At 72.0% G+C, this 23,583-nt stretch carries 20 protein-coding genes and 1 riboswitch; of the genes, 11 read left to right on the top strand and 9 right to left on the bottom strand.

The window, feature by feature from the left end; translation table 11 throughout:
* Positions 1 to 213 precede the first annotated feature (213 nt).
* The 3 genes from ACTXG6_RS38320 to ACTXG6_RS38310 form a co-directional block, all read right to left on the bottom strand.
* A complete protein-coding gene (locus ACTXG6_RS38320) occupies positions 214 to 1,173 on the bottom strand; it encodes an anti-sigma factor RsbA family regulatory protein (protein ID WP_445184208.1) in 960 nt (319 codons plus the stop codon).
* Positions 1,170 to 2,048, bottom strand: a complete 879-nt coding sequence (locus ACTXG6_RS38315; protein ID WP_445184207.1) for an MEDS domain-containing protein — start codon at positions 2,046 to 2,048, stop codon at positions 1,170 to 1,172. Before ACTXG6_RS38315 ends, ACTXG6_RS38320 begins: the two co-directional genes overlap by 4 nt.
* Before the next feature lie 277 nt (positions 2,049 to 2,325).
* Complete coding sequence (locus ACTXG6_RS38310; RefSeq protein WP_445184206.1) at positions 2,326 to 2,691, bottom strand: hypothetical protein; 366 nt, start codon at positions 2,689 to 2,691, stop codon at positions 2,326 to 2,328.
* Positions 2,692 to 3,063: 372 nt separating this feature from the next.
* On the opposite strand from ACTXG6_RS38310, the gene ACTXG6_RS38305 reads away from it, so the two are divergent.
* Positions 3,064 to 5,415, top strand: coding sequence for a glycoside hydrolase family 65 protein (locus ACTXG6_RS38305; protein ID WP_445184205.1), 2,352 nt, complete (start codon positions 3,064 to 3,066; stop codon positions 5,413 to 5,415).
* A gap of 105 nt (positions 5,416 to 5,520) precedes the next feature.
* On the opposite strand, the gene ACTXG6_RS38300 is transcribed toward ACTXG6_RS38305, so the two are convergent.
* The 3 genes from ACTXG6_RS38300 to ACTXG6_RS38290 form a co-directional block, all read right to left on the bottom strand.
* A complete protein-coding gene (locus tag ACTXG6_RS38300; RefSeq protein WP_445184204.1) occupies positions 5,521 to 7,098 on the bottom strand; it encodes an acetolactate synthase large subunit in 1,578 nt (525 codons plus the stop codon).
* A 62-nt stretch (positions 7,099 to 7,160) separates the two neighbouring features.
* Positions 7,161 to 8,597: an FAD-binding oxidoreductase gene (locus ACTXG6_RS38295; protein ID WP_445184203.1), complete on the bottom strand. Its 1,437-nt coding sequence runs from the start codon at positions 8,595 to 8,597 to the stop codon at positions 7,161 to 7,163.
* A 149-nt stretch (positions 8,598 to 8,746) separates the two neighbouring features.
* Positions 8,747 to 9,256, bottom strand: a complete 510-nt coding sequence (locus ACTXG6_RS38290; RefSeq protein WP_445184202.1) for an OsmC family protein — start codon at positions 9,254 to 9,256, stop codon at positions 8,747 to 8,749.
* A 142-nt stretch (positions 9,257 to 9,398) separates the two neighbouring features.
* Here ACTXG6_RS38290 and ACTXG6_RS38285 point away from each other — a divergent pair, with 142 nt between their 5' ends.
* The 6 genes from ACTXG6_RS38285 to ACTXG6_RS38260 all read left to right on the top strand — a co-directional run bounded on the left by ACTXG6_RS38285 (position 9,399) and on the right by ACTXG6_RS38260 (position 12,996).
* Positions 9,399 to 10,046 carry a CDP-alcohol phosphatidyltransferase family protein gene (locus ACTXG6_RS38285; protein WP_445184201.1) on the top strand — a complete coding sequence of 216 codons (648 nt, stop codon included), beginning with the start codon at positions 9,399 to 9,401 and terminating at the stop codon, positions 10,044 to 10,046.
* Positions 10,043 to 10,432, top strand: a complete 390-nt coding sequence (gene gcvH, locus ACTXG6_RS38280) for a glycine cleavage system protein GcvH (protein WP_445184200.1) — start codon at positions 10,043 to 10,045, stop codon at positions 10,430 to 10,432. The genes ACTXG6_RS38285 and gcvH overlap by 4 nt, the downstream gene beginning before the upstream one ends.
* A 92-nt stretch (positions 10,433 to 10,524) precedes the next feature.
* A complete protein-coding gene (gene garA, locus ACTXG6_RS38275; RefSeq protein ID WP_445184199.1) occupies positions 10,525 to 10,992 on the top strand; it encodes a glycogen accumulation regulator GarA in 468 nt (155 codons plus the stop codon).
* Positions 10,989 to 11,711, top strand: coding sequence for a transcriptional regulator FtsR (gene ftsR / locus ACTXG6_RS38270; protein ID WP_445184198.1), 723 nt, complete (start codon positions 10,989 to 10,991; stop codon positions 11,709 to 11,711). The genes garA and ftsR overlap by 4 nt, the downstream gene beginning before the upstream one ends.
* Positions 11,712 to 11,874: 163 nt before the next feature.
* The gene (locus ACTXG6_RS38265) at positions 11,875 to 12,348 is read left to right on the top strand and encodes a bifunctional nuclease family protein (protein ID WP_445184197.1); all 474 of its coding nucleotides are present in this window, start codon (positions 11,875 to 11,877) and stop codon (positions 12,346 to 12,348) included.
* Between the two features lie 66 nt (positions 12,349 to 12,414).
* Positions 12,415 to 12,996 carry a MerR family transcriptional regulator gene (locus ACTXG6_RS38260; RefSeq protein WP_445184196.1) on the top strand — a complete coding sequence of 194 codons (582 nt, stop codon included), beginning with the start codon at positions 12,415 to 12,417 and terminating at the stop codon, positions 12,994 to 12,996.
* Between the two features lie 108 nt (positions 12,997 to 13,104).
* On the opposite strand, the gene ACTXG6_RS38255 is transcribed toward ACTXG6_RS38260, so the two are convergent.
* Positions 13,105 to 14,103, bottom strand: coding sequence for a LacI family DNA-binding transcriptional regulator (locus tag ACTXG6_RS38255; RefSeq protein ID WP_445190218.1), 999 nt, complete (start codon positions 14,101 to 14,103; stop codon positions 13,105 to 13,107).
* Between the two features lie 278 nt (positions 14,104 to 14,381).
* Here ACTXG6_RS38255 and rhaI point away from each other — a divergent pair, with 278 nt between their 5' ends.
* The 3 genes from rhaI to gcvP all read left to right on the top strand — a co-directional run bounded on the left by rhaI (position 14,382) and on the right by gcvP (position 21,027).
* The gene (rhaI, locus tag ACTXG6_RS38250; protein WP_445184195.1) at positions 14,382 to 15,548 is read left to right on the top strand and encodes an L-rhamnose isomerase; all 1,167 of its coding nucleotides are present in this window, start codon (positions 14,382 to 14,384) and stop codon (positions 15,546 to 15,548) included.
* Between the two features lie 65 nt (positions 15,549 to 15,613).
* Positions 15,614 to 17,659 (top strand): bifunctional aldolase/short-chain dehydrogenase, encoded by a 2,046-nt coding sequence (locus ACTXG6_RS38245; protein WP_445184194.1) that lies wholly within the window; start codon positions 15,614 to 15,616, stop codon positions 17,657 to 17,659.
* 218 nt (positions 17,660 to 17,877) lie between these two features.
* Positions 17,878 to 17,976: riboswitch (glycine riboswitch) on the top strand.
* A 180-nt stretch (positions 17,977 to 18,156) separates the two neighbouring features.
* Entirely contained in the window at positions 18,157 to 21,027 is a 2,871-nt protein-coding gene (gene gcvP / locus ACTXG6_RS38240) for an aminomethyl-transferring glycine dehydrogenase (RefSeq protein ID WP_445190217.1), read from the top strand.
* A 52-nt stretch (positions 21,028 to 21,079) separates the two neighbouring features.
* On the opposite strand, the gene ACTXG6_RS38235 is transcribed toward gcvP, so the two are convergent.
* Positions 21,080 to 21,886 carry an alpha/beta hydrolase gene (locus ACTXG6_RS38235; protein ID WP_445184193.1) on the bottom strand — a complete coding sequence of 269 codons (807 nt, stop codon included), beginning with the start codon at positions 21,884 to 21,886 and terminating at the stop codon, positions 21,080 to 21,082.
* A gap of 104 nt (positions 21,887 to 21,990) precedes the next feature.
* On the opposite strand from ACTXG6_RS38235, the gene ACTXG6_RS38230 reads away from it, so the two are divergent.
* On the top strand, positions 21,991 to 22,668 hold the full coding sequence (locus ACTXG6_RS38230; RefSeq protein WP_445184192.1) for a RibD family protein: 678 nt from the start codon (positions 21,991 to 21,993) through the stop codon (positions 22,666 to 22,668).
* A 23-nt stretch (positions 22,669 to 22,691) separates the two neighbouring features.
* Here ACTXG6_RS38230 and ACTXG6_RS38225 read toward each other — a convergent pair whose 3' ends face one another.
* A complete protein-coding gene (locus ACTXG6_RS38225; RefSeq protein ID WP_445184191.1) occupies positions 22,692 to 23,579 on the bottom strand; it encodes a 3-methyladenine DNA glycosylase in 888 nt (295 codons plus the stop codon).
* Positions 23,580 to 23,583 lie beyond the last annotated feature (4 nt).

Here is a 23,583-nt window from a genome sequence, read left to right as displayed (position 1 = left end):
CTCGAGCCACTCGAGCTACCGCCAACACTGATGATGTTTGCCGACGCGTCTGAACGCCTTCGGGCGCGGGTCGGCCCAAGTAGTGTCCCCGGTGTACGGGATGCTGGCTAGGTCCGATCCGGGATACATCTTCGCCCATTCGTGCCGCTCACCCCGAGTCGGGGTCGGAATTGCCTGTCCGTCCTAACTGGACGGGTGCTTGAGGTAGCCCGTTCAGGTCCGCGCGGACTGCAGCCGCACGTGTGTCCCGCGCGCGTCTGTCCACACATGTAGCAGGTCACAGTGTTGCCGGGCGATCCACATGCCGCGCCCGCGCGGGCTGTTCGGATGCGGAGGACGCAGTCCGGGCAGCGGGTCGCGCAATGTGCCGCTGTCGTGAACTTCACAGATCAACTGGTCGCCCTGGCGCCAGATCTGCAGCAGTCCGACCCCGTAGCCGTGCTCGACGGCATTGCTCGCCACCTCGTTCACCGCGAGCACGAAGTCCTGTGCGTGCGGCTGGCTCATCCGGGTGTACCCGGTGGCCTCGCCGACCGCCGTGCGCAGGTCGATCAGCTGCCACGGCGTGAAGGTCAGCTCGCGGTCCGGTGGGCCGAGCCGAGGCGGTGGCAGCACCGGATGCATGGAGAGGACCTCGGTCGGCGTCCGCACCTCCGGGTTCTCCCTCGGGGTGCCATCGGCACCGATCACCTCCGTGTGGTTCCACCGGACCGCGGCCGACACCGTCTCGGTCTCGAGCGCGGTGGGGTAGAGGCAGGTGATGGTGACCGGCAGTGCCGCCAGCGCCACGTTGGTGGCCGCGTCCGCCTCCACCCAGGCCGACGGGTGCAGGCCCGGCCGGTGCGGGTGGTGTTCCACGAGCACCTCCACGGGCCCGGCCCAGTTGGTGAGCTCGCTCAGCTCCTGGGCGCGCAGCGAGATCACCCCCTGGCCGGACCCACACAACAGGGAGTCCGGTGGCGGCAGGTGGATCAGCCCTGCCGAGTCGCCGAGCACCCCGCGCAGCCGGCGTTCGGTAGGGTCGGATGCAATCACCGCCACCGGGGTGTCCCGGTTGAGTGCCCGCTCGATCATCGGCACCGCGACGTCGATCAGATGGTCCGAGGAGGAGTAGTACGCGGCCCGGTGGGTGAACCGCCTCGGTAGTGCGGTCCGGGTGCTCTCGAACCTCACGGCGCGATCGCTTCCCGCAGCGTCAGCTGCGCGGTGAACCCGGCGCCGCAGCGGTCCAGCACCCGGCGGATGCACGGCTGCACCCCGTAGAGCACGAGCCGGTGGCTCTGCGGGAAGCTCTCGGCGGCCTGCACGAACTGGATGATGGTGGTGACGTCGGCGAAACGCAGCGACTCCAGGTGGACCTGGATCTCGTCGGTCTGGCCGGCCGCGCGCAGTGCCCGGTCGAGTTCCTTGTCGATGATGGTGCGGACCAGGTGCCGGTTGCTGAAGTCGATCTCGCCGGATACCCGGGTGGTGTACGGCGCATGCCGGGTGATCCGCAGCAGCCCGTCGTCGTAGATCGCGGGAGTGGCCACTTCGATCGAATGCATCTCGCGTAGTTCGGTGAGTTCGGAGGTCGACCAGTCGGTCCGTTCGTATTGGCACAGCATGGTCACGGGGTGGCCCTGCATGCCCTCGTGCAGTGTCCGGTCGTACTCGGCGAGCGGGACGCCCGCCGGCCGGTGGACCGCGCCGCCCGGCTCGTCGGTGACCCGGACGCCGGCATAGCCCTCGGACAGGGACTTGCCGATGGTCTGGGAGACCAGCTCGGCCATCTCCGGCAGGGACAGCTTCCAGAGCTGGTTCGTCAGCTCCGGCGGGAAGACGGCCAGCTGTCCGGTACTCAGGTAGCCGTCGACGTCGATATTGTCTTCACGCAGCCGGCGCAGCAGCGGCTCGGTGGAGCGGGCGCCGTCGTAGTAGAGGATCTTCTCGTGGCGCCTGAAGCCCTCGGCGACGAACCCGGCCGCGATCTCCCAATGCTGTTCGTCGCTATCCATCACGACGCATGCGTGATCGCCTAGCGCGATCTCGTGCAGCGTCTTGGACACAGACAAAATTCACCCGCCCGAGTTCATCACCGTGTGCCGCTCGGGGCCAACTGTATGTGATCGAGACCGCACTACGGCACTCTGCCAGGCCGGACGGCGGGAACAGAGCGCCAAACGGACGCTCGACCAGCCGTCAACAGCGGCTGCCGGCCCGCTGACCTGGCCCGTGCCCGTATCAGATTGCACATCAGCCGCATACGCAACATGCGTATGACGTTCGTCGACTTTTTCCGGCAACTCACCGGAGACCGCTGGCGTGCGGCCGCTATCTCCGGCACTACCCGCCGGGCTGGTCACCCAGCTGTTCGCCCAGCTGTCCGACGCGCTGCTGACCGCGCTGTTGACCAAGCTGTTCACCGCGCTGTTCACCGCGCTGTTCACCGGGCCGTCCGATGCGCTGTTCACCGGGCCGGATGCGGCCCCGCGCGCCGTGCCGGCGGGCGCTCACCCGGACCGTGGCGCGCAGCAGCCCGATGACGACCAGGCCGCCGCCGACCAGGCCCACCCCGACGGGGTTCGAGCCGGGCGCCACCATCAGGTAGAGCACGGTCAACAGTGGCCACCAGACCAGGGTCGAGGCCAGCCGACTGCCGGCCAGCAGCGGTTCGGGGTTCACCCTCGGTCGCTCGATCGGGCCGGCCATCACGTCACCGGAAACCGGGTAAGCCCGCGCCCCGCGCTGCCCGCACGGTCGTGCTCGGTGTGCTCCGGTGCCGCCCGCGCATGGTCAACCCCCTGGACCCGGCCGGGTTCCGACCGGTTGGGCAGTGATCTTCCCGACACCGCGATCGTGCCACCGGGAGCCGTCGATCCCGGTGAGGCGGGCGCTCTCCAACGGGTGTGTCGGATCAGTTCACGAATGGTTAACTGGCCCTTCGACGGATGACGGGGCACCCTGATCGCGTGCGGAACCCGATTCCCCCGGTCACGGGGCGCAGCCGAGCTGGGCTGCCGGTCAACCACGGTGCCGTCGGAACGGGCCGGCTCCATCACTGCGCGTGGTCGTGCGATCGTCATGATTGTGGATTCCTGGCATCTGGTCGAGTCTGAGCTCGATGTGGACCGGTTGGCGCAGACCGAGTCGCTGTTCGCGCTGTCCAACGGGCACATCGGGCTGCGCGGCAACCTCGACGAGGGCGATCCGCACGCACTGCCCGGGACCTACCTGAACTCGCTGTACGAGACGCGGCCGCTGCCCTACGCCGAGGCGGGCTACGGCTACCCCGAGTCGGGGCAGAGCGTCATCAACGTGACCAACGGCAAGCTGATCCGGCTGCTGCTGGACGACGAGCCGTTCGACATCCGCTACGGCGAGCTGCACCGCCACGAGCGCACCCTGGACTTCCGGGACGGCGTGCTGCGCCGCGAGGTGGAGTGGACCAGCCCGGCCGGCCAGCGGGTCAAGGTCCGGTCCACCCGGCTCGTCTCCTTCGTGCAGCGCTCCATCGTGGCCATCCAGTACGAGGTCACCCCGGTGGATGCGCCGGCCCGGATCGTGCTGCAGTCGGAGCTGATCGCGAACGAGCAGCTCCCGCCGGCGGGCAACGACCCCCGGGTGGCGGCGGTGCTGGAGGCCCCCCTGGAGGCGGAGGAGGCTGACGCCAACCACAGCGGCGCGGTGATGGTGCACTCCACCAGGGTCAGCGGGCTGCGGATGGCCGCCATGATGGACCACCTCTGGGCGGGCGCGGACGACGTACTGGTCACGACCGAGTGCAAGCCCGACGTCGGCAGGCTCACCCTGAGCACCACGCTGCAACCCGGTCAGACGTTCACCCTGACCAAGTTCGTCGGCTACGGCTGGTCCAGCCAACGCACCCGCCCGGCGCTGCGCAGCCAGGTGGCCGGCGCGGTCACCGGCGCCCGGCACACCGGCTGGGAGGGGCTGTGCACCGAGCAGCGTGAGTACCTGGACGACTTCTGGGAACGCGCCGACGTCCGGCTCGACGGCGACGACCGGCTTCAGCACGCCATCCGCTTCTCGCTGTTCCACGTGCTGCAGGCGGGCGCGCGCACCGAGCAGCGGGCCATCCCGGCCAAGGGGCTGACCGGCTCCGGCTACGACGGGCACACCTTCTGGGACACCGAGACGTTCCTGCTGCCGGTGCTCACCTACACCGCGCCGCACGCCGCCAGGGACTCGCTGCGCTGGCGGCACAGCACGCTGGATCTGGCCAGGGAGCGGGCCGCCCAGCTCGGGCTGGCCGGCGCCGCCTTCCCGTGGCGCACCATCCGGGGCCAGGAGAACTCGGCGTACTGGCCGGCCGGGACGGCCGCCTACCACATCAACGCGGACATCTCCGACGCCGTGCTGCGCTACGTGAACGCGACCCAGGACGCCGACTTCGAGCGGGACTACGGGCTGGAGATCCTGGTCGAGACGGCCCGGCTGTGGATCTCGCTGGGCCACGCCGACGCGGCCGGGAAGTTCCGCATCGACGGCGTGACCGGGCCGGACGAGTACTCCGCGATCGCGGACAACAACGTCTACACGAACCTGATGGCGCAGCGGAACCTGCGCGGCGCGGTGGACGTGGTGAAGGCGCACCCGGAGAAGGCCGCCGAGCTGGACGTGCAACCGCCGGAGATCGAGCGCTGGCGCCGGGCCGCCGAGTCGATGTACGTGCCCTACGACGAGCGCCTCGGCGTGCACCCGCAGGCCACCGGGTTCACCGACCACGAGCGGTGGGACTTCGAGAACACCCCGCCGGAGCGCTACCCGCTGCTGCTGCACTTCCCCTACGGCGACATCTACCGCCGCCAGGTGATCAAGCAGGCCGACCTGGTGCTGGCCCTGCACCTGCGCGGGGACGCGTTCACGGCCGAGCAGAAGGCCCGCGACTTCGCCTACTACGAGCCGCTCACGGTGCGCGACTCGTCGCTGTCGGCGTGCACCCAGGCCATCGTGGCCGCCGAGGTCGGGCACCTGCGGCTGGCCCAGGACTACCTGGTCGAGGTGGCACTGACCGACCTGGACGACCTGCACCACAACACCGGCAGCGGACTGCACATGGCCAACCTGGCGGGCGTGTGGCTGGGGCTGGTCGCCGGGTTCGGCGGGATGCGCGACCACGACGGGGCGCTCACCTTCGCGCCCCGGCTGCCCCCGGGCTGGACCCGGCTGCGGTTCGGGATGACCTGGCACGGGAGCCAGCTGCGGGTGGACGTCACCGCCGGCGAGGCGAGCTACAAGCTGGCCGGCGGCGAGCCGCTGGCGCTGCGCCACCACGGGCAGAAGATCACCGTGCGGGCCGGCAAGACGCTGACCAAGCCGATCCCGCCCGCGATCACCCCGGCACCGGTGCACCAGCCGCCCGGTCGCCCACCGCTGACCGGCCGACCCGACGGCGTCCCCTGGGGCAGCTGAGACGTCCGAGCACCGGCGGCGGCCGAGCCGCGGGGTGCCGCCCGAGCCGTCCCGGCGGCGGCCGGGCAGCGGCCGTTGCGCGTCACGGCGGCGCCGGGCGTGGCGTCACAGCAGTGCTGGCAGCACCGCGTCGATCAGGTGTGGGCCGGGCTCGGCGAGCGCGTTGGCCATCGCCGCGGCGAACTCCTCGCTGGTCGTCGCGCGGACGGCCGGGACGCCCATGCCGGTGGCCAGCGCGACGAAGTCCAGGTTCGGGTTGGACAGGTCGAGCAGCTCGCGGGCCTTGGGGCCGGGTGCGCCGTCGGCCTCGGTGGTGGCCGCGCCGACCTTCTGCAGCTCCAGCCGCAGGATGGCGTAGGCGCTGTTGTTGTAGATCACCGTGGTGACGTCGAGGTTCTCCCTGGCGTGGGTCCACAGCGCCGAGATGGTGTACATCGCCGAGCCGTCCGCCTGCAGGCAGAGCACCGGCCGGTCCGGCGCGGCGACCGCGGCGCCGGTGGCCGAAGGCAGCCCGAAGCCGATCGCCCCGCCGGTCAGGGTCAGCAGGTCGTGCCGGGGTGAGCCCTCGGTGGCCGCCGGCAGGGAGAGGCCGGAGGTGACCGCCTCGTCGACCACGATCGCGCCCTCCGGCAGCAGCGCGCCGACCACGGCGGCCGCGGTGTCCGCGGTCAGCGCACCCGTGGGCAGCTCCGGCAGCTTGGCCGGTGCGACGGCCGCCACGGTGCCCGGCGCGAGCTCGTCGGCCAGCTGGGCCAGCGCGGCGACCGGCGAACCCTCGGGCGCGGCCAGCACGTGCACCTGGCAGCCCTCGGGTACCAGGTCGCTCGGTGCGCCGGGGTAGGCGAAGAAGGTGACGGGGGAGCGGGCGCCGGCCAGTACCAGGTGCTTGGCGCCCCCCAGCTGGTAGGTGGCCATCTCGGCCAGGTAACCCAGCCGGTCGACCGCGGGCAGCCCGGCGCCGCGCTCCAGCCGCGCCGGGAACGTCTCGCAGAGCAGCTTCGCGCCGGTGGCCGCGGCGATCCGGGCGGCCGCGCTGAGCCCGGGCTCGCGGGTGGCCGCGCCGCCGATCAGCAGCACGGTGTGCTCACCGGACCGCAGGGCCTTGGCGGCCTCGTCGACGGCCTCGGTGGGCACCTGGGGAGCTGCCGCCGCGGGGGAGGCGAGCTGCGGCGCGGCGGCAGCGCCCGGTCCCCAGGACACGTCGGCGGGCAGCATCAGGGTGGCCACCTGGCCGGGCGGGCCCATCGCGGCGGCGACCGCGGCGGCGGCGTCGCCCGCCACGTCCTCGACCCGTTCGGTGCGCCGGACCCAGCCGGACACGGTGCCGGCGATCGCGTCGATGTCCGACTCCAGCGGGGCGTCGTACTGCTTGTGGTACGTGGCGTGGTCGCCGACGATGTTGACGATCGGGGTGTGCGCCCGCCGGGCGTTGTGCAGGTTCGCCAGGCCGTTGCCGAGGCCGGGGCCCAGGTGCAGCAGCACCGCGGCCGGGCGGCCGGCGATGCGCGCGTAGCCGTCCGCCGCGCCGGTGGCGACCCCCTCGAAGAGGGTGAGTACCCCGCGCATCGCGGGCACCGAGTCCAGGGCGGCCACGAAGTGCATCTCCGAGGTCCCCGGGTTGGCGAAGCACACCTCCACGCCGCCCTCGACCAGCGTGTTGATCAACGCCTGGGCGCCGTTCATGGGGGACTCCCTCCTTGGTCGGACCTGTGAGTGGCGATGGTCGCTCTGGCGACCATCGCCACTCACGGCTCCAGCAGCACGCCGGGGTTGAGGATCCCGGTGGGGTCGAACGCCCGCTTGATGCGGCGCATCAGATCGATCGTGGCGGGGTCGGTCAGCTCGAGGAAGTAGCGCTTCTTGGCCCGGCCGATGCCGTGCTCGCCGGAGATCAGCCCGCCCAGCTTCATGCTCGCCTCGAACAGCTCGCGCAGCAGCGCGGAGCGCACCTCGTCGTCGGGTTGGAACACGGCCAGGTGCACGTTGCCGTCGCCGGCGTGCCCGCAGCCGAACACCGCGGCGCCGTGCCGCTGGCCGATCTCCTGTGCGGCGGCCAGGAACTCCGGGATCGCCGCGCGCGGGACCACGGTGTCGATGATGTCGTTGGCGCCGGCCGCCTTGGACGTCCAGAACGCCTTCTCCCGCGCCTCGACCAGCCGGCGGGCGGACGGGCCGGGCAGCACGTACAGATCGATCGCGCCCAGCTCGGTGAGTAGGTTGCCCAGCTGCTCGGTGTCCTCGTCCAGCCGCTGCGCGTGCCCGCTCTCCAGCATCACCAGCAGGTAGGCCTGCGCCTTCTCCCTGACCTCGGTGGGTACCCCGAGGTCGAGCTTCTGGGCGTACGTGATCGCGCCCATGGTGAGCCCGTCGATGTACTCCAGGATCAGCGGCGCCACCCCGCTGTGCACCACCTTCGGCACCGCGCGGGCGACCTCGTCCACGGTGTGGAACGGGGCCAGCACGGTGGCCTGGTGCGGCGGCCGGGGGTAGAGCCGCAGGGTCACCTCGGTGACCACCGCCAGGGTGCCCTCCGAGCCGATGATCAGCTGGGTGAGGTCGTAGCCGGTACTGGCCTTGACCAGCTTGCCGCCGGTGCGCAGCACCTCACCGGTCGGCAGCACCGCCTCCAGCCCGAGCACCTGGCTCCGGGTGACCCCGTAGCGCACCGCCCGCATGCCGCCGGCGTTGGTGGCCACGTTGCCCCCGAGGCTGGCGCTCAGCTCGCCGGGGTAGACCGGGTAGGTCAGCCCGTGCGCCGAGGTCGCCTCGTCCAGCTCGCTCAGCGTCACCCCGGGCTGGACCACCGCGACGTGGTTGTCCACGTCGATCTCGAGCACCCGGTTCATCCGCTCGAGGGAGATCACCAGGCCGCCGGGCTCCGGGATCGCCGCCCCGGACAGCCCGCTGCCGCTGCCTCGCGCGGTGACCGCGAGCTGGTGCGCCGAGGCGACCCGGAGCACTCCGGACACCTCCGCGGCGCTCGCCGGCCGCACCACGGCGCCCGGTTGCTGGGCCGCCGCCGAGAGCATCTCGTCGTGGCCGTAGTCGGGACTGATCTGGTCGCCGGTGAGCACCTGGTCCCGGCCGACGACCTCGGCCAGCGCGGCCGCGACATCGGCGGAGACAGTTCCCGACGTCCCTGTTCCGGACGTCCCCGTATCGGACGTCCCTGTGTCGGACATCGTCGCCCTCCTCGCCCGCCCTGTCCCAGAACCTACTGACCGGTAGCGATTGCGGCCAGCACGTTGTGCGGCTCAGTCGATCTTAGGGGTCCGACGGCAGTGGAGTCGCACGCTCGGTCCCGCAGGCTCGGTCTCTCAGGCTCGGTCCCTCAAGCGGAAGTACGCAGCTCCACCTCGGTCGGCGGCGCGGAGCGCAGTGTCTGCAGCACGACGCAGTACCGCTCGGTCAGCTTGACCAGGGTGGCCAGTTCGTCCGCCGAGGCGGAGCTCTTGAGATCGAAGGTGAGCCGGATGTCCCGGAATCCCACCGGGGCGTCCTTGGCTACCCCGAGGGTGCCCCGGAAGTCGAGGTCGCCCTCGGCGTGCACCCGGCCGGAGACCTCCAGCCCGAGCGAGGTGGCCACCGCGCGCAGGGTGACCCCGGCGCACGCGACCAGTGCCTCGAGCAGCATGTCGCCGGAGCACAGCTGGGTCCCGTCGCCGCCGGTCGCAGGGTGCAACCCCGCCTCGGCGAGCGCGGTGGCGGTCTGCACCCGGCAGGCCACGCCGGTGCCGTCCAGCTCGCCGTCGGCCTTGAGGGTGACCACGGCGGAGGTCGGGTCTTCGCGGTATTGGGTCTTGAGTGGGGCCTGCAGGCCCTTGAGCGTGGTCGCGTCCATGCCCCGAGTCTGCCTAATCGGCACCGGTGCCGCCGGGCCAGCGGCGTGACGGCTGGACATGACCCCCGACGTGACCCCGACATGACCATGACATCACCGGCGCACGGCGGCCGGCTCGCGGCCGGTGTGGGACGCTTCGTCCGTGGCCACGCCTGCTCCGGACACCGAGCCGGCCCGTGGGTCGAGCCAGGCACCCGACGGGCGGGTGGTGACCGTGCCCAACCTGCTCAGCGCGGTGCGGCTGGCCGGCGTGCCGCTGTTCCTCTGGCTGCTGCTGGGGCCGCACGCGGACGGCTACGCGGTCGCGGTGCTGATGGTGGCCGGGTTCACCGACTGGCTCGACGGCAAGGCCGCGCGCTGGCTCAACCAGTACAGCCGGCTCGGTGAGCTGCTGGACCCTGCCGCCGACCGGCTCTACATCCTGGCCACCCTGGCCGCGTTCCTGATCCGGGGCATCGTGCCGTGGTGGGTGGTGGCCGCCTTGATCGGCCGCGACCTGGTGCTGGCGATCTGCGTCGCGGTGCTGCGCCGCCGGGACTACGGCCCGTTCCCGGTGACCTATCTCGGCAAGGCGGCCACCTTCAACCTGCTCTACGCGTTCCCGTTGTTGCTGCTGGCGCAGGGTGCGTCGGGGCTGGCCGAGGTGTGCCGACCGATCGGCTACGCCTTCACGGCGTGGGGCGGCGCGCTCTACCTGTGGTCGGGTTTTGTCTACCTCATCCAGTTCGGGCGGGCCATGCGCCGACCGGTGCCAACCCCGACAGGGGGACTCGATAGGCTAACTGGGTGACCCCTGAGGACCTGAAATTCTCTGAAGCCCACGAATGGGTGGGCGCGACCGCTGATGACACCGCGCGGGTGGGCATCACCGACTATGCCCAGAACCAGCTGGGCGATGTGGTGTTCGTCCAGTTGCCCGAGGTGGGCCAGCGGATCGTCGCGGGTGCGTCGATCGGGGAGATCGAGTCGACCAAGTCGGTCTCCGATCTGTTCGCTCCGGTGTCCGGGGAGGTGACGGCCGTCAACGAGGCACTCGTGGACCAGCCGGAACTGGTCAACTCCGAGCCCTACGGTGCCGGCTGGATCTTCGAGGTCCGCACCGACGAACCGGTCGCCCAGAGCGTGCAGGGACTGCTCGACGCCTCGGCCTACCGCTCGCTGACCGAACAATCCTGACCCGTGGCCGCGCGGTAGGTTGGGCGCAACCCAGCTTGAACTCAGCACCGCCATCAGCGGCCCATCCGACCACCGCAGGAGGAGACCCCGAGGTGACCACCAACGACGGGCCCGGCGTGCCACCAGAACGCTCCCCGGAGACTACGTCGGTTTTCCGGGCCGACTTCCTCCAAGAGCACGAGGCGCCGGCGGCGGACCAACCCGTCTCCGGTGTCGATGCGCTGCCTCCGGGTTCCGCGCTGCTCGTGGTGAAGCGCGGTCCGAACGCCGGGTCCCGGTTCCTGTTGGACCAGGCGACGACCAGCGCCGGCCGGCACCCTGAGAGCGATATCTTCCTCGATGACGTGACGGTTTCCCGGCGACACGCCGAGTTCCGCCGCGATGTCGGCGAATTCGTGGTGGTCGACGTCGGCAGCCTCAACGGCACGTACGTGAACCGAGAGCCGGTGGACACCGCCGTCCTCGCGAACGGGGACGAGGTACAGATCGGAAAGTTCCGGCTGGTCTTCCTGACCGGTCCTCGGGACGCCGGTCAGGGGGCAGGCCAGGGCAGCGGGTGACCGCCCCACACTGGTCCCGGGGCCGCGGCGCGGAGGACGGGCGATGGAGCATCGGAGCGGTGCTCGACCGACTGCGCGGCGAATTCCCGGACGTGACCATTTCCAAGATCAGGTTCCTCGAGTCGGAGGGGTTGATCTCGCCGGCCCGCAGTGCGTCCGGGTACCGGCAGTTCTCCGGCGAGGACCTGGACCGGCTGCGCTTCGTGCTCGCCGCCCAGCGGGACCACTACCTGCCCCTGAAGGTCATCAAGCAGCAACTGGACGAGCGTGACGGTCATGGTCCCGGGGAAGCCCGCCCACTCGTCGCGGTACCCAGCGGAGCACCGGAGACGCCGTCGGTGACCAACAAGGTGCGGCTGACCCGCGAGGACCTGCTGTCCGAGGCCGACATCGACGGGGGTTTGCTCGCCGCGCTCGAGCAGTACGGCATCGTGCGGCCTGGCCCGGCCGGGTTCTACGACACCGACGCCGTCGAGCTGGCCCGCACCGCGAGCGCGCTGACGGAGTTCGGCATCGAGCCCCGGCACCTGCGCGCGTTCCGGGCCGCCGCCGACCGGGAGACCGGCCTGCTGCAGCAGATCGTCGGCCCGATGGCCCGGCAACGGGACCCGGATGCGGCCGCTCGGGCGGAGGACCTACTCCGAGAGATGGCAGGTTTGTCGGTCCGACTTCACGCTCTGTTGATACGGGTGGGCCTCCGCGAGGGGCTACCCCGGTGAATTCGGTCCGGACGGGCCGTACATCGCCAGACGGCGCGCGAATGAGCGTTCGTCCGTGTAGCGTCTTCAGGTATCACGGTCCACTGGATCTGACCCGATAACAGCATATGCACAGGGGCCGATCAGGTGGTGCGAGTCCCCGTCGGGGAGGGAGGCGTGACGCGTGAGTGAGATGCGCGTAGTGGGTGTGCGAGTTGAGCTACCCGCGAACCAACCCATTCTCCTGCTACGGGAGACCAACGGTGATCGCTACCTGCCGATTTGGATCGGTTCGGTTGAGGCCACCGCGATCGCGCTGGAGCAGCAAGGGGTGAAACCGGCAAGGCCGCTCACCCACGATCTGCTCAAGGACGTGGTCAAGGCGCTTGGTCGCCGGCTGGAGCAGGTACGGATCACCGATCTGCAGGAGGGCACTTTCTTCGCGGAGTTGGTGTTCGACGGCGGGACACGGGTGTCCGCGCGGCCGAGCGACTCGGTGGCGTTGGCCCTGCGGGTGGGGGTGCCGATCCACGCGGAGGAGAACGTGCTCTCCGAGGCCGGCCTCATCATCCCGGACGAGCAGGAGGACGAGGTGGAGAAATTCCGCGAGTTCCTCGACTCGGTCTCCCCGGAGGACTTTCGGGGCGCACAACCCTGAAGTCACCCTCGAAGGTTGCCGCGCGTCGCGTTGACCGCCCGGTGACCTCGGCTTACGGTCACGGACATGGATTCCGAGCCGCCCGAGGAGAATGGCGAGCCAGCGGAGCAGGGTGAGCTCTTCCCCGGCTCGGCGCTCGATGACGGGCTGCCCGATGAGCTGTCCGGTTACCGGGGGCCGACCGCGTGTCAGGTGGTCGGCATCACCTATCGGCAACTGGACTACTGGGCGCGCACCGGGTTGGTCGTACCGACCATAAGAAGTGCGTCCGGCTCCGGCAGCCAGCGGCTCTACTCGTTCAAGGACGTGCTGGTCCTCAAGGTGGTCAAGCGGCTGCTGGACGCCGGGGTCTCGCTGCAGAACATCCGCCTCGCGGTGGACCACCTGCGGGCCCGGGGCATCCGCGACCTCGCCGGCATCACGCTGCTGAGTGATGGCACCACGGTCTACGAGTGTGCCTCGCCCGAGGAGGTCGTCGACCTGTTGCAGGGCGGCCAGGGCGTGTTCGGCATCGCCATCGGCGGCGCCATGCGGGAGATCACCGGCACCATCCGGGAGTTCCCCGCCGAGCGTGCCGACGGACTCGCCGCACCGGAGAGCCCACCGGACGAACTGAGCCGCCGCCGCGCCACCAAGCGCATCAGCTAGCCCGGTCCGGTCCGGCCTGTTGTTACCGAGCTACACACCAGGCAGGTTTTCGCGCTCCGCGGCCTGCCTCCTGTGCAGCTCGGTAACCGACCGGCGGGTGCGCTGCTCTCAGGTCGGGCGCAGGCGGGTGGAGGCCCGCACGATCAGCTCCGGGTCGAAGATCAGCTGGCGGTGCTGGTGCTCCGGCCCGTCCCGGCTCTCCGCGAGCACCAGTTCCGCCGCCGTGGTGCCGAGCAGCTGCCTTGGCTGGCTGACCGAGGTGAGCGGAACGGCGGCGGCCTTCGCGAACTCGATGTCGTCGTAGCCGACGATGGCGAGATCGTCGGGGACCCGCAGCCCGAGGCCGACCATCCGCTGCAGCAGACCGAGCGCGAGCAGGTCGTTGGCGCAGAACGCGGCGGTCGGGCGGCGAGCGGCCGGCAGCCCGGCCAACCGCTCGCCGGCCCGCCGGCCCTCGGCGACATTGAGCGCGGCGGTCTCCAGCACGGTCAGCTCGCCGGCGCCGGCCCGCGCGATCGCCCGTTCGGCGCCGGCGATGCGATCGACAACCTGCCCGATCGGCAGCGGGCCTCCGACGAACGCGATCTTCCGGTGCCCGGTCTCCAACAGGTGGGTCACGGCGAGGTCACCGCCCAGTACGTCGTCCACGGTCACCGAGCAGCGGCCCGGCCCGGCGGCCCGGTCGACCAGCACGACCGGAGTGCCGCGCGCGGCCAGTGCGTCGAGCCGGGGGTCGGCCGCGTCGACCGGGGTGATCAGGATGCCCTCGACGCGCTGCTGCTCGAGCAGGTCGAGGTACGCGGCCTGCCGCTCGCCGCTCTGCCCGCTGTTGCACAGGAACAACGCGAGCCCGGCGGCGTCGGCGCCCTCCTGCATGCCGTTCGCCACGTCGGTGAAGAACGGGTTGGACGCGTCCAGCACCACGTAGGCCAGCGTCCGGCTGCTGCCGCCCCGGAGCTGGCGGGCCGACTCGTTGCGCACGAAGCCCAGCTCGGTGATCGCGGCCAGCACCCGGCTCCGGGTGGCCTCGCTGACCAGACCCGGCCGGTTCAGCACGTTCGACACGGTGCCGAGGGAGACGCCGGCGCGCGCGGCCACCGTCTTCATGCTCGGTGCGCCGTTCGTGGTCACGCTGGCCTCGATCCATGAAACGTAAGCAATCCACTTTCAGATGAGATCGGAGAGAGTAACTGACGCGGGCACCGTGGTCTGCCCGGCCCGTGATGGCGATTGCGCGGGATGACGGTTACCTGCAAAGTTAGGAACGTCCGAGGTTCTCGCTCGGACATGAGGCGTCGGCCCGCAGTGTGCATGGACAACTTGAAACCTTTCAGTCTGGCCGCTGCGAAGGTCCTCGACCAGTACCTCGGAACGGAGCGGATCTCATGATCGACCAGACCGCCGCGAAGTCGGCGCTGCTCGCCCAGCGGATCGAGACACCGTCATGGGCCTACGCGAACTCCGGCACCAGGTTCAAGGTGTTCGCCCAGGCCGGAGTGCCCCGCACCCCCCGGGAGAAGATCGCCGACGCCGCGGTGGTGCACCAGCTCACCGGGGTGGCCCCGACGGTGGCGCTGCACATCCCGTGGGACCGGGTGGACGACTACGCCGAGCTCGCGAAGTTCGCCGCCGACGCCGGTCTGGCCCTCGGTGCGATCAACGCCAACGTCTTCCAGGACGACGACTACAAGCTCGGCAGCGTCACCAACCCGGACCCCCGGGTGCGCCGCAAGGCCATCGACCACCTGCTGGACTGCGTCGACGTCATGGACGCGACCGGGTCCCGCGATCTCAAGCTGTGGTTCTCCGACGGCACCAACTACCCGGGCCAGGACTCGATCCGCGCCCGGCAGGACCGGCTGGCCGAGGCGCTGCGCGAGGTGTACGACCGCCTGGGTGAGCACCAGCGGATGTTGCTGGAGTACAAGCTGTTCGAGCCGGCGTTCTACACCATGGACGTGCCGGACTGGGGCACCTCGTACGCGCACTGCATCGAGCTCGGCCCCAGGGCCACGGTCTGCATCGACACCGGCCACCACGCCCCGGGCACGAACATCGAGTTCATCGTGGCGTTCCTGCTGCGGGCCGGCCGGCTCGGCGCGTTCGACTTCAACTCGCGGTTCTACGCCGACGACGACCTGATGGTGGGCGCGGCCGACCCGTTCCAGCTGTTCCGGATCATGCACGAGATCGTGGCCGCCGATGCGCTGCGCGCGGATGCCGGGATCGCCTTCATGCTGGACCAGTGCCACAACATCGAGGCCAAGATCCCGGCGATCATCCGCTCGGTGCTCAACGTCCAGGAGGCGACCGCCAAGGCGCTGCTGGTCGACGCCGAGGCGCTGGCCACCGCGCAGCGCACCGGTGACGTGCTGGGCGCGAACGCGGTGCTGATGGACGCGTTCGCCACCGACGTCCGCCCACTGCTGCGCGAGCTGCGCACCGAGCAGGGCCTGGATCCCGACCCGGTCGCGGCGTACCACCGCTCCGGCTACCAGCAACGCATCGAGACGGACCGGGTCGGCGGCGTCCAGGCCGGCTGGGGCGCCTGACGTCGTGAGTGGCGAGTGGTCCTAAGGACCACTCGCCACTCACAGGGTCCGACGAAGGAGGACAGGTGGCCCACGAGGCCGTGCGCGAGCTGCTGGACCGGAGCAACCGGTTGGGCGCCGACCCGCGCAACACCAACTACGCCGGCGGCAACACCTCCGCCAAGGGCACCGACACCGACCCGGCGACCGGCCGGCCCGTCGAGCTGATGTGGGTCAAGGGTTCCGGCGGCGACCTGGGCACGCTCACCGAACCGGGGCTCGCGGTGCTCCGGCTGGACCGGCTGCGCGGGCTGGTCGACGTCTATCCCGGCGTCGAGCGGGAGGACGAGATGGTCGCCGCGTTCGACTACTGCCTGCATGGCAAGGGCGGCGCGCCACCCTCCATCGACACCGCGATGCACGGCCTGCTCGACGCCGAGCACGTGGACCACCTGCACCCGGACGCCGGCATCGCGCTGGCCACCGCCGCCGACGGGGAGGCACTGACCAAGGAGATCTTCGGTGACCGGGTGGCCTGGGTGCCGTGGCGCCGCCCCGGGTTCCAGCTCGGACTGGACATCGCGGCGATCAGGGCGGCGAACCCGAGGGCGATCGGGGTGATCCTCGGCGGGCACGGGATCACCGCGTGGGGCGCCACCGGCGCGGAGTGCGAGGCGAGCTCGCTGGAGATCATCCACACCGCCCAGCGGTACCTGGACGACCGCGGCGCGGCGGAGCCGTTCGGGCCCGTGCGCCCGGGGTACGAGCCGCTGCCGACCGACGAGCGGCGGGCCAGGGCGGCCGCGCTGGCACCGGCGATCCGCGGTGTGGCGTCCACCGACCGGCGCCAGGTCGGGCACTTCACCGACACCGACGCCGTGCTGGACTTCCTGTCCCGGGAGAAGCTCGCCCCGCTGGCCGCGCTGGGCACCTCCTGCCCGGACCACTTCCTGCGCACCAAGGTCCGGCCGCTGGTGCTCGACCTGCCGGCGACCGCGGCCCTGGACGAGCAGCTCGCCCGGCTCCGTGAGCTGCACGCCGCCTACCGGGACGACTACGCCGCGTACTACCAGCGGCACGCCTCGCCGGACTCCCCGGCCATGCGCGGCGCCGACCCGGCCATCGTGCTGGTGCCCGGGGTGGGCATGTTCAGCTTCGGCGCGACCAAGCAGACCGCCAGGGTCGCCGGCGAGTTCTACCTCAACGCGATCAACGTGATGCGCGGCGCCGAGGCGGTGTCGCGCTACGCACCGATCCCCGAGTCGGAGAAGTTCCGCATCGAGTACTGGGCGCTCGAGGAGGCTAAGCTGGCCCGGCTGCCGAAACCGAAACCGCTGGCCGCGCGGGTGGCGTTCGTGACCGGCGGGGGGTCCGGCATCGGGCGGGCGATCGCGCTGCGGCTGGCCGCCGAGGGTGCCTGCGTCGTCGTCGCCGACCGGGACGGTGCCGCCGCCGAGGCCGTGGCGAGAGAAATCAGCACAGCGGTCGGCACCGATACCGCCGTCGCGGTGACCGCCGACGTCACCTCCGCCGACGCCGTGGCCGCCGCCGTGGCCGCCGCCGCGGTGTCCTTCGGCGGGGTGGACCTGGTGGTCAACAACGCCGGGCTGTCCATCTCGAAGCCGCTGCTGGAGACCACCGAGGCCGACTGGGACATCCAGCACGACGTGATGGCGCGGGGCTCGTTCCTGGTCGCCAAGGCCGCCGCCAAGGTGATGATCGACCAGGGCATCGGGGGCGACATCGTCTACATCTCCAGCAAGAACGGGGTGTTCGCCGGCGCGAACAACGTGGCCTACGGCGCCGCCAAGGCCGACCAGGCACACCAGGTGCGGCTGCTCGCCGCCGAGCTGGGCGAGCACGGCATCCGGGTCAACGGGGTGAACCCGGACGGCGTGGTGCGCGGTTCGGGGATCTTCGCCGGCGGTTGGGGCGCCCAGCGCGCGGCGGTGTATGGCGTGCCGGAGGAGGAGCTCGGCGCGTTCTACGCCCAGCGCACCCTGCTCAAGCGCGAGGTGCTGCCGGAGCACGTGGCGGCGGCGGTGTTCGCCCTCACCGGCGGCGACCTCAGCCACACGACCGGCCTGCACATCCCGGTGGACGCCGGCGTGGCCGCCGCGTTCCTGCGCTGACCGCGTTCCTGCGCTGACCGCACCGACCGGCCCGCGACGGCCGGACCCTGCCTGTTGTTACCGAGCTGCACACCAGGCCGGTTGCCGGCGCGGAAAACCTGCCTCGCGTGCAGCTCGGTAACAAGGGCGGTGTGCAGCGCCACGTTCCGACTGGGTTACCGATCGGGCCGCGCGGGTGCCGACGGTGCAGGTCACCGCTAAGCTGGGCACGTAGTCGCTGATCCCATGCGGGAGAGCCCGACCGCGGCCAGCGGAGCGGGCGCCGAAGGAGCAAATCCTCCCCGGAACCTCTCAGGCACCTGGACCGCGTGGGCGAGACGCCTCTGGAAAGAGCGGCACGCGCCGTTCGCCGACGGGGAAAACCCGGTGTGACCGGGCGAATCTCTCAGGCGCCCCTGGCGGGGCACGGACAGAGGGGGAGGGCAGGCCGTACGCTGCCCGGACCCGGAGGCGCCATGACCCCGCCAGACACTCAACCAGCCACCACGACCACGGCGATGCCTACGGCGACGACGACCGCGGCCCGCCGCACTCTCGCCGAGCTCGAGCGCGGCATCCCCTTCGTGGACCGCCACATCGGGCCGGACGACACCGAGCTGGCCCGGATGGCCGAGGTGATCGGCGTCGGGTCGCTCGACGAGCTCGCCGACCGGGCGCTGCCCGCCGGCATCCGGACCGCCCTCGACCAGCCGACCACCCTGCCCGCGCCGGCCACCGAGTCCGAGTCACTCGCCGAGCTGCGGGCACTGGCCGCGCGCAACCGGCTGACCGTGCCGATGATCGGCCTGGGGTACCACGGCACCATCACGCCGCCGGTGATCCGCCGCTCGGTGCTGGAGAACCCGGCCTGGTACACCGCGTACACGCCGTACCAGCCGGAGATCAGCCAGGGCCGGCTGGAGGCGCTGCTGAACTTCCAGACCGTGGTGTCCGACCTGACCGGGCTGCCGGTCGCCGGTGCCTCGGTGCTGGACGAGGCCACCGCCGCCGCCGAGGCGATGACCCTGATCCGCCGTGCCGCCCGGCCCCGCAGCGCCCGGTTCGTGGTGGACGCGGACACACTGCCGCGCACCCTCGCGGTGTTGCGCACCCGCGCCGAGCCACTGGGTATCGAGATCGTCGAGGCGGACCTGGGCGACGGTCTCCCGGACGGGGAGTTCTACGGCCTGCTGCTCAGCTACCCGGGCGCGTCCGGCGCCGTCGTCGACCACGCTGCCGTCATCGGGGAGGCGCACGAGCGGGGTGCCAAGGTGGTGGTCGCCGCCGACCTGCTGGCACTGACCCTGCTGCGCCCGCCCGGCGAGATCGGCGCCGACGTTGCGGTCGGCAGCACTCAGCGCTTCGGCGTGCCGCTGGGCTTCGGCGGCCCGCACGCCGGCTACCTCGCGGTCCGCGACGACCTGCGTCGGCAGCTGCCGGGGCGTCTCGTCGGTGTGTCGATCGACGCGGACGGCGCGCCGGCGCTGCGGCTGGCGCTGCAGACCCGCGAGCAGCACATCCGCCGGGAGAAGGCGACCAGCAACATCTGCACCGCGCAGGTGCTGCTGGCCGTGGTCGCCTCGATGTACGCCGTGTACCACGGGCCGGACGGGCTGCGCGCGATCGCCGCCCGGGCGCACCGGATGGCCGCCGTACTGGCCGCCGCGCTGCGGGCCGGCGGGGTGTCGACCGGGCCGGACGGGTTCTTCGACACGGTGCTCGCCGAGGTGCCGGGGCGGGCCGACGCGGTCGTCGAGGCGGCGCACGCCGGCGGCATCGCGCTGCGCCGGGTGGACGCCGACCACGTCGGGGTGTCCTGCTCGGAACTGACCACCCGCGAGCACCTGGTCGCGGTGGCCGCGGCGTTCGGGGTCACCGTCAGCAGCGGTGAGCTCGACGAGCTCGACGCGGCCACCCCGGACGCGCTGCCGGACGGGCTGCGCCGCACCACCGGGTACCTCACCCACCAGGTGTTCCACCGCTACCGGTCGGAGACCGCACTGCTGCGCTACCTGCGCCGCCTCGCCGACTCCGACATGGCGCTGGACCGGGGCATGATCCCGCTCGGCTCGTGCACCATGAAGCTCAACGCCACCGCCGAGATGGAGCCGATCACCTGGCCCGGTTTCGCCGACCTGCACCCGATGGTACCGGCCGCCGACGCCGAGGGCACGCTCGAGCTGGTGGCCGACCTGGAGCGCTGGCTCGCCGACCTGACCGGGTACGCCGCCGTGTCACTGCAGCCCAACGCCGGCAGCCAGGGCGAGCTGGCGGGGCTGCTGGCCATCCGCGGGTATCACCGCGACCGCGGCGAGAGCCACCGCGAGGTCTGCCTGATCCCGGCCAGCGCGCACGGCACCAACGCCGCGTCGGCGGTGATGGCCGGCATGCGGGTGGTCGTAGTGGCGTGTGACGGCAACGGCGATGTGGACCTGGCCGACCTGCGCGCGAAGATCGACGCCCACGGCACCGACCTGGCCGCACTGATGATCACGTACCCGTCCACCCACGGGGTGTACGAGGCCGGCGTCGGCGAGGTGTGCAAGGCGGTGCACGTGGCCGGCGGGCAGGTCTACGTGGACGGCGCCAACCTCAACGCTCTGCTCGGGCTGGCCAAACCCGGCGAGTTCGGCGGCGACGTGAGCCACCTGAACCTGCACAAGACGTTCTGCATCCCGCACGGCGGCGGCGGCCCCGGGGTCGGGCCGGTGGCGGTCCGTGAGCACCTGGCCCCGTACCTGCCGGACCGGGGGGCCGGCGCGGTGTCCGGTGCCGAGTACGGCAGCGCCGGCGTGCTGCCGATCTCCTGGGCCTACCTGCGGATGATGGGCGTGGACGGCCTGCGCCGGGCCACCCTGGTCGCGGTGGCGGCGGCGAACTACGTGGCCCGCCGGCTGGGCGAGCACTACCCGGTGCTCTACACCGGAACGACCGGGTTCGTGGCCCACGAGTGCATCCTCGACCTGCGCCCGCTCACCTCGTCGACCGGCGTGACGGTGGACGATGTGGCCAAGCGGCTGGCCGACTACGGGCTGCACGCGCCGACCATGTCGTTCCCGGTGGCCGGCACGCTGATGGTGGAGCCGACGGAGAGCGAGAACCTGGCCGAGCTGGACCGCTTCTGCGACGCGATGATCTCCATCCGGAGTGAGATCGACCGGGTCGCGGCGGGGGAGTGGCCGGTGGACGACAACCCGCTGCGCGGCGCGCCGCACACCGCCGCGTGCATCGCGGACAAGTGGGACCACCCGTACCCGCGTGAGCTGGCCGCGTACCCGACCGGCGACACCGCGGGCAAGGTCTGGCCACCGGTGCGCCGGATCGACGGTGCCTACGGCGACCGCAACCTGGTCTGCTCCTGCCCTCCGCTCGACGCCTACGAGTCCTGACCGGGCCGTGAGTGGCAAGTGGTCCGATCGGACCACTTGCCACTCACGAGGGTCAGTGCGGGGCGAGCTCGGCGACCGCGTCGATGATCTCGGTGCCGTCCAGCAGGATCTGGTCGTTGTGGTCCGCGCCGGGCAGCCGGAGCGCGCGGACCAGCTCGGGCGCGGCGTCCGCCACCGCCTGGCTCAGCTCCGGCGGTACGACCCGGTCCGCGCCGCCGTAGGTCACGATGGTGGGCGCCCGCACCCGGGGGATGGCGCCGAGCACGTCGAACCGGTCCCGCAGCAGGTGCCGGACCGGCAGCAACGGGTAGTGCAGCTGGCCGACCGAGGCCAGGTCGGTGAACGGCGAGCGCAGCAGCAGCCCGGCCGGCGGATGACTGACCGCCAGCCCGGTGACCACCGCCGAGCCCAGGCTCTCGCCGAAGTAGAGCAGCCGGTCCGGCGCGGCGCCTGCCTGGTCGACGAGGAAGCGGCGCGCCGCGCGGGCGTCCCGCGCCAGGCCCTCCTCCGACGGGCTGCCCGGGTTGCCGCCGAACCCCCGGTAGTCCAGCAGCAGCACGGTGAACCCGTCGGCCGCCAACCGGCGCGCCAGTCCCGCCCGGTAGCCCCGGTGCCCGGCGTTGCCCGGCGCGAACAGCACGTGCACCCGGCGGTCCGCACCGGTCGGCCCGACCAGCCAGGCGCGCAGCTCCAGGCCGTCCTCGGTGCCCAGCCGGACCTCCCGCGCGGTCGCCCCGGCCGTCGCCGTCGCCGACCCCGGATCACCGCCCGGCAGGAAGATCAGCCGCCGCTGCACCGCCCACAGCAACGCCAGCAACGCCACCACCACCCCGGCGATCACCAGCAGTGTCCTGGCCACACTTACAGTGTGCCGGCCGGCGCGGCCCCGGCGCACGGAACTGCGCACGCAACGGGACAGGACCTCGGCGGCCGACCCGCGCCGGGGGCCGCTAGCGTCGCGGGGTGAGCCCGCCCCGGCCGTACGTGCTGCTGTCCGCCGCCGTCTCGATCGACGGCTACCTCGACGACGCCGGCCCGGACCGGCTGCTGCTGTCCTCCCCGGAGGACTTCGCCGAGGTGGACGAGCTGCGGGCCGGGGTGGACGCCATCCTGGTCGGCGCCAACACGGTGCGCGCGGACAACCCCCGGCTGCTCGTGCGCTCGGCGGAGCACCGGCGGAGCCGCGTCGCGCGGGGGCTGCCGGAGAGCCCGACCAAGGTCGCCCTGAGCGGCGGTGGCCAGCTCGACCCGGCCGCCGCGTTCTTCACAGCCGGCGACACCGAGCGGCTGGTCTACGTGCCCGGCGCGACGCTGCCGGCGGCCACCGCGCGGCTCGGCGCCGTGGCCACCGTGGTCGGCGCCGGCGACCCGCTGAGCGTCGCCGCGCTGCTGGCCGACCTGGCAGGGCGCGGGGTGGCGCGGCTGCTGGTGGAGGGCGGCGGTGTGGTGCACACGCTGTTCCTGACCGAGGGCCTGGTCGACGAGCTGCGCCTGGCGGTGGCGCCGATCTTCGTCGGTGACCCCGCCGCGGCCCGGCTGGTCGGCGCGGGGGAGTTCCCGTGGCGGGGGGAGCGGCGGCTGCGGCTGGACGGCGTCCGCTCGCTCGGCGACACCGCCGTGCTCCGCTACCTGGCCAGCTGAGCCCGGGTCCGCCCGGGGCAGCGTCAGCCGGTGAGCTGTGCGTCCGCCGTGCCGCCGGCCGCGACCTGCTCGGCCACCTCGACCAGCCGCGCGCGCAGCGGCACCGCGCGGTCGGCGAACCCGGCCTGCGCCCTGGCGTACTCGGCACGACCGGCCGGGGTCTCGATGGCCACCGCCGGGTAGCCCAGGGCGGACAGGTCGTACGGACTGGCCCGCATGTCCAGCTCACGGACCTCGGCGGCCAGCTCGAAGCAGTCCGCGACCAGCTCGGACGGGGTCGCCGGGGCCAGCTTGTAGGCCCACTTGTAGACGTCCATCGTGGCGTGCAGGCAACCGGGCTGCTCGGCGTCCACCTGACCGGCCCTGGTCGGCGTGGACTCGTTGCGCGGGCGGGCCGGCGGGGTGAAGAACCGGAACGCGTCGTGGTGCGTGCAGCGCAGCGGCATCGACTCCACCACCGCGTCCGTACCGGCGGCGCCGAGCCGCAGCGGGAGCTGTTCGTGGCGGGGCGAGTCGTCGCGGTACACCATCGCCCACTCGTGCAGGCCGAAACAGCCCAACCGGGCCGGCCGCGCCGCGGTCGCCCGCAGCAGCCGCAGCACGAACTCGCCGGTGGCCCGTCGCTCGGCGGGCAGCAGGGCGGGGTCGAAGCACACCCCGTCCCCGGTGCGCCGGTAGCCGGGCCAGCGCAGGAACTCCGCCGCGTCGCCGGTGAGCGTGACCCCGGGGCCCGGGTGCCAGCGCTCCAGCCGGGTCGGCCGGTAGCTGTAGTAGGTGAACAGGAAGTCCAGCACCGGGTGGGCTGCGCCGAGCCGGCGGCGTTCCCGGTGCGGCAGCGTCCAGCGGGCCACCCGGTCGCGGTGCTCCCGCTGGCGGGCCCGCCACGTCCCCTCGTCCCAACTCAGCAGCACGCCC

The organism is Pseudonocardia sp. Cha107L01, from assembly GCF_052566575.1.
The sequence above is the reverse complement of the archived record's forward strand: the minus strand, read 5'-3'. Positions and strand labels throughout refer to the sequence as shown.

Coding starts and splice junctions, on each gene's coding strand:
- ACTXG6_RS38255 (WP_445190218.1), bottom strand. CDS start 14,103: ATGAAGACGGTGGCCGCGCGCGCCGGCGTCTCCCTCGGCACCGTGTCG.
- ACTXG6_RS38260 (WP_445184196.1), top strand. CDS start 12,415: ATGGATTCCGAGCCGCCCGAGGAGAATGGCGAGCCAGCGGAGCAGGGT.
- ACTXG6_RS38305 (WP_445184205.1), top strand. CDS start 3,064: ATGATTGTGGATTCCTGGCATCTGGTCGAGTCTGAGCTCGATGTGGAC.
- rhaI (WP_445184195.1), top strand. CDS start 14,382: ATGATCGACCAGACCGCCGCGAAGTCGGCGCTGCTCGCCCAGCGGATC.
- ACTXG6_RS38300 (WP_445184204.1), bottom strand. CDS start 7,098: ATGAACGGCGCCCAGGCGTTGATCAACACGCTGGTCGAGGGCGGCGTG.
- ACTXG6_RS38310 (WP_445184206.1), bottom strand. CDS start 2,691: ATGGCCGGCCCGATCGAGCGACCGAGGGTGAACCCCGAACCGCTGCTG.
- gcvP (WP_445190217.1), top strand. CDS start 18,157: ATGCCTACGGCGACGACGACCGCGGCCCGCCGCACTCTCGCCGAGCTC.
- ACTXG6_RS38295 (WP_445184203.1), bottom strand. CDS start 8,597: ATGTCCGACACAGGGACGTCCGATACGGGGACGTCCGGAACAGGGACG.
- ACTXG6_RS38290 (WP_445184202.1), bottom strand. CDS start 9,256: ATGGACGCGACCACGCTCAAGGGCCTGCAGGCCCCACTCAAGACCCAA.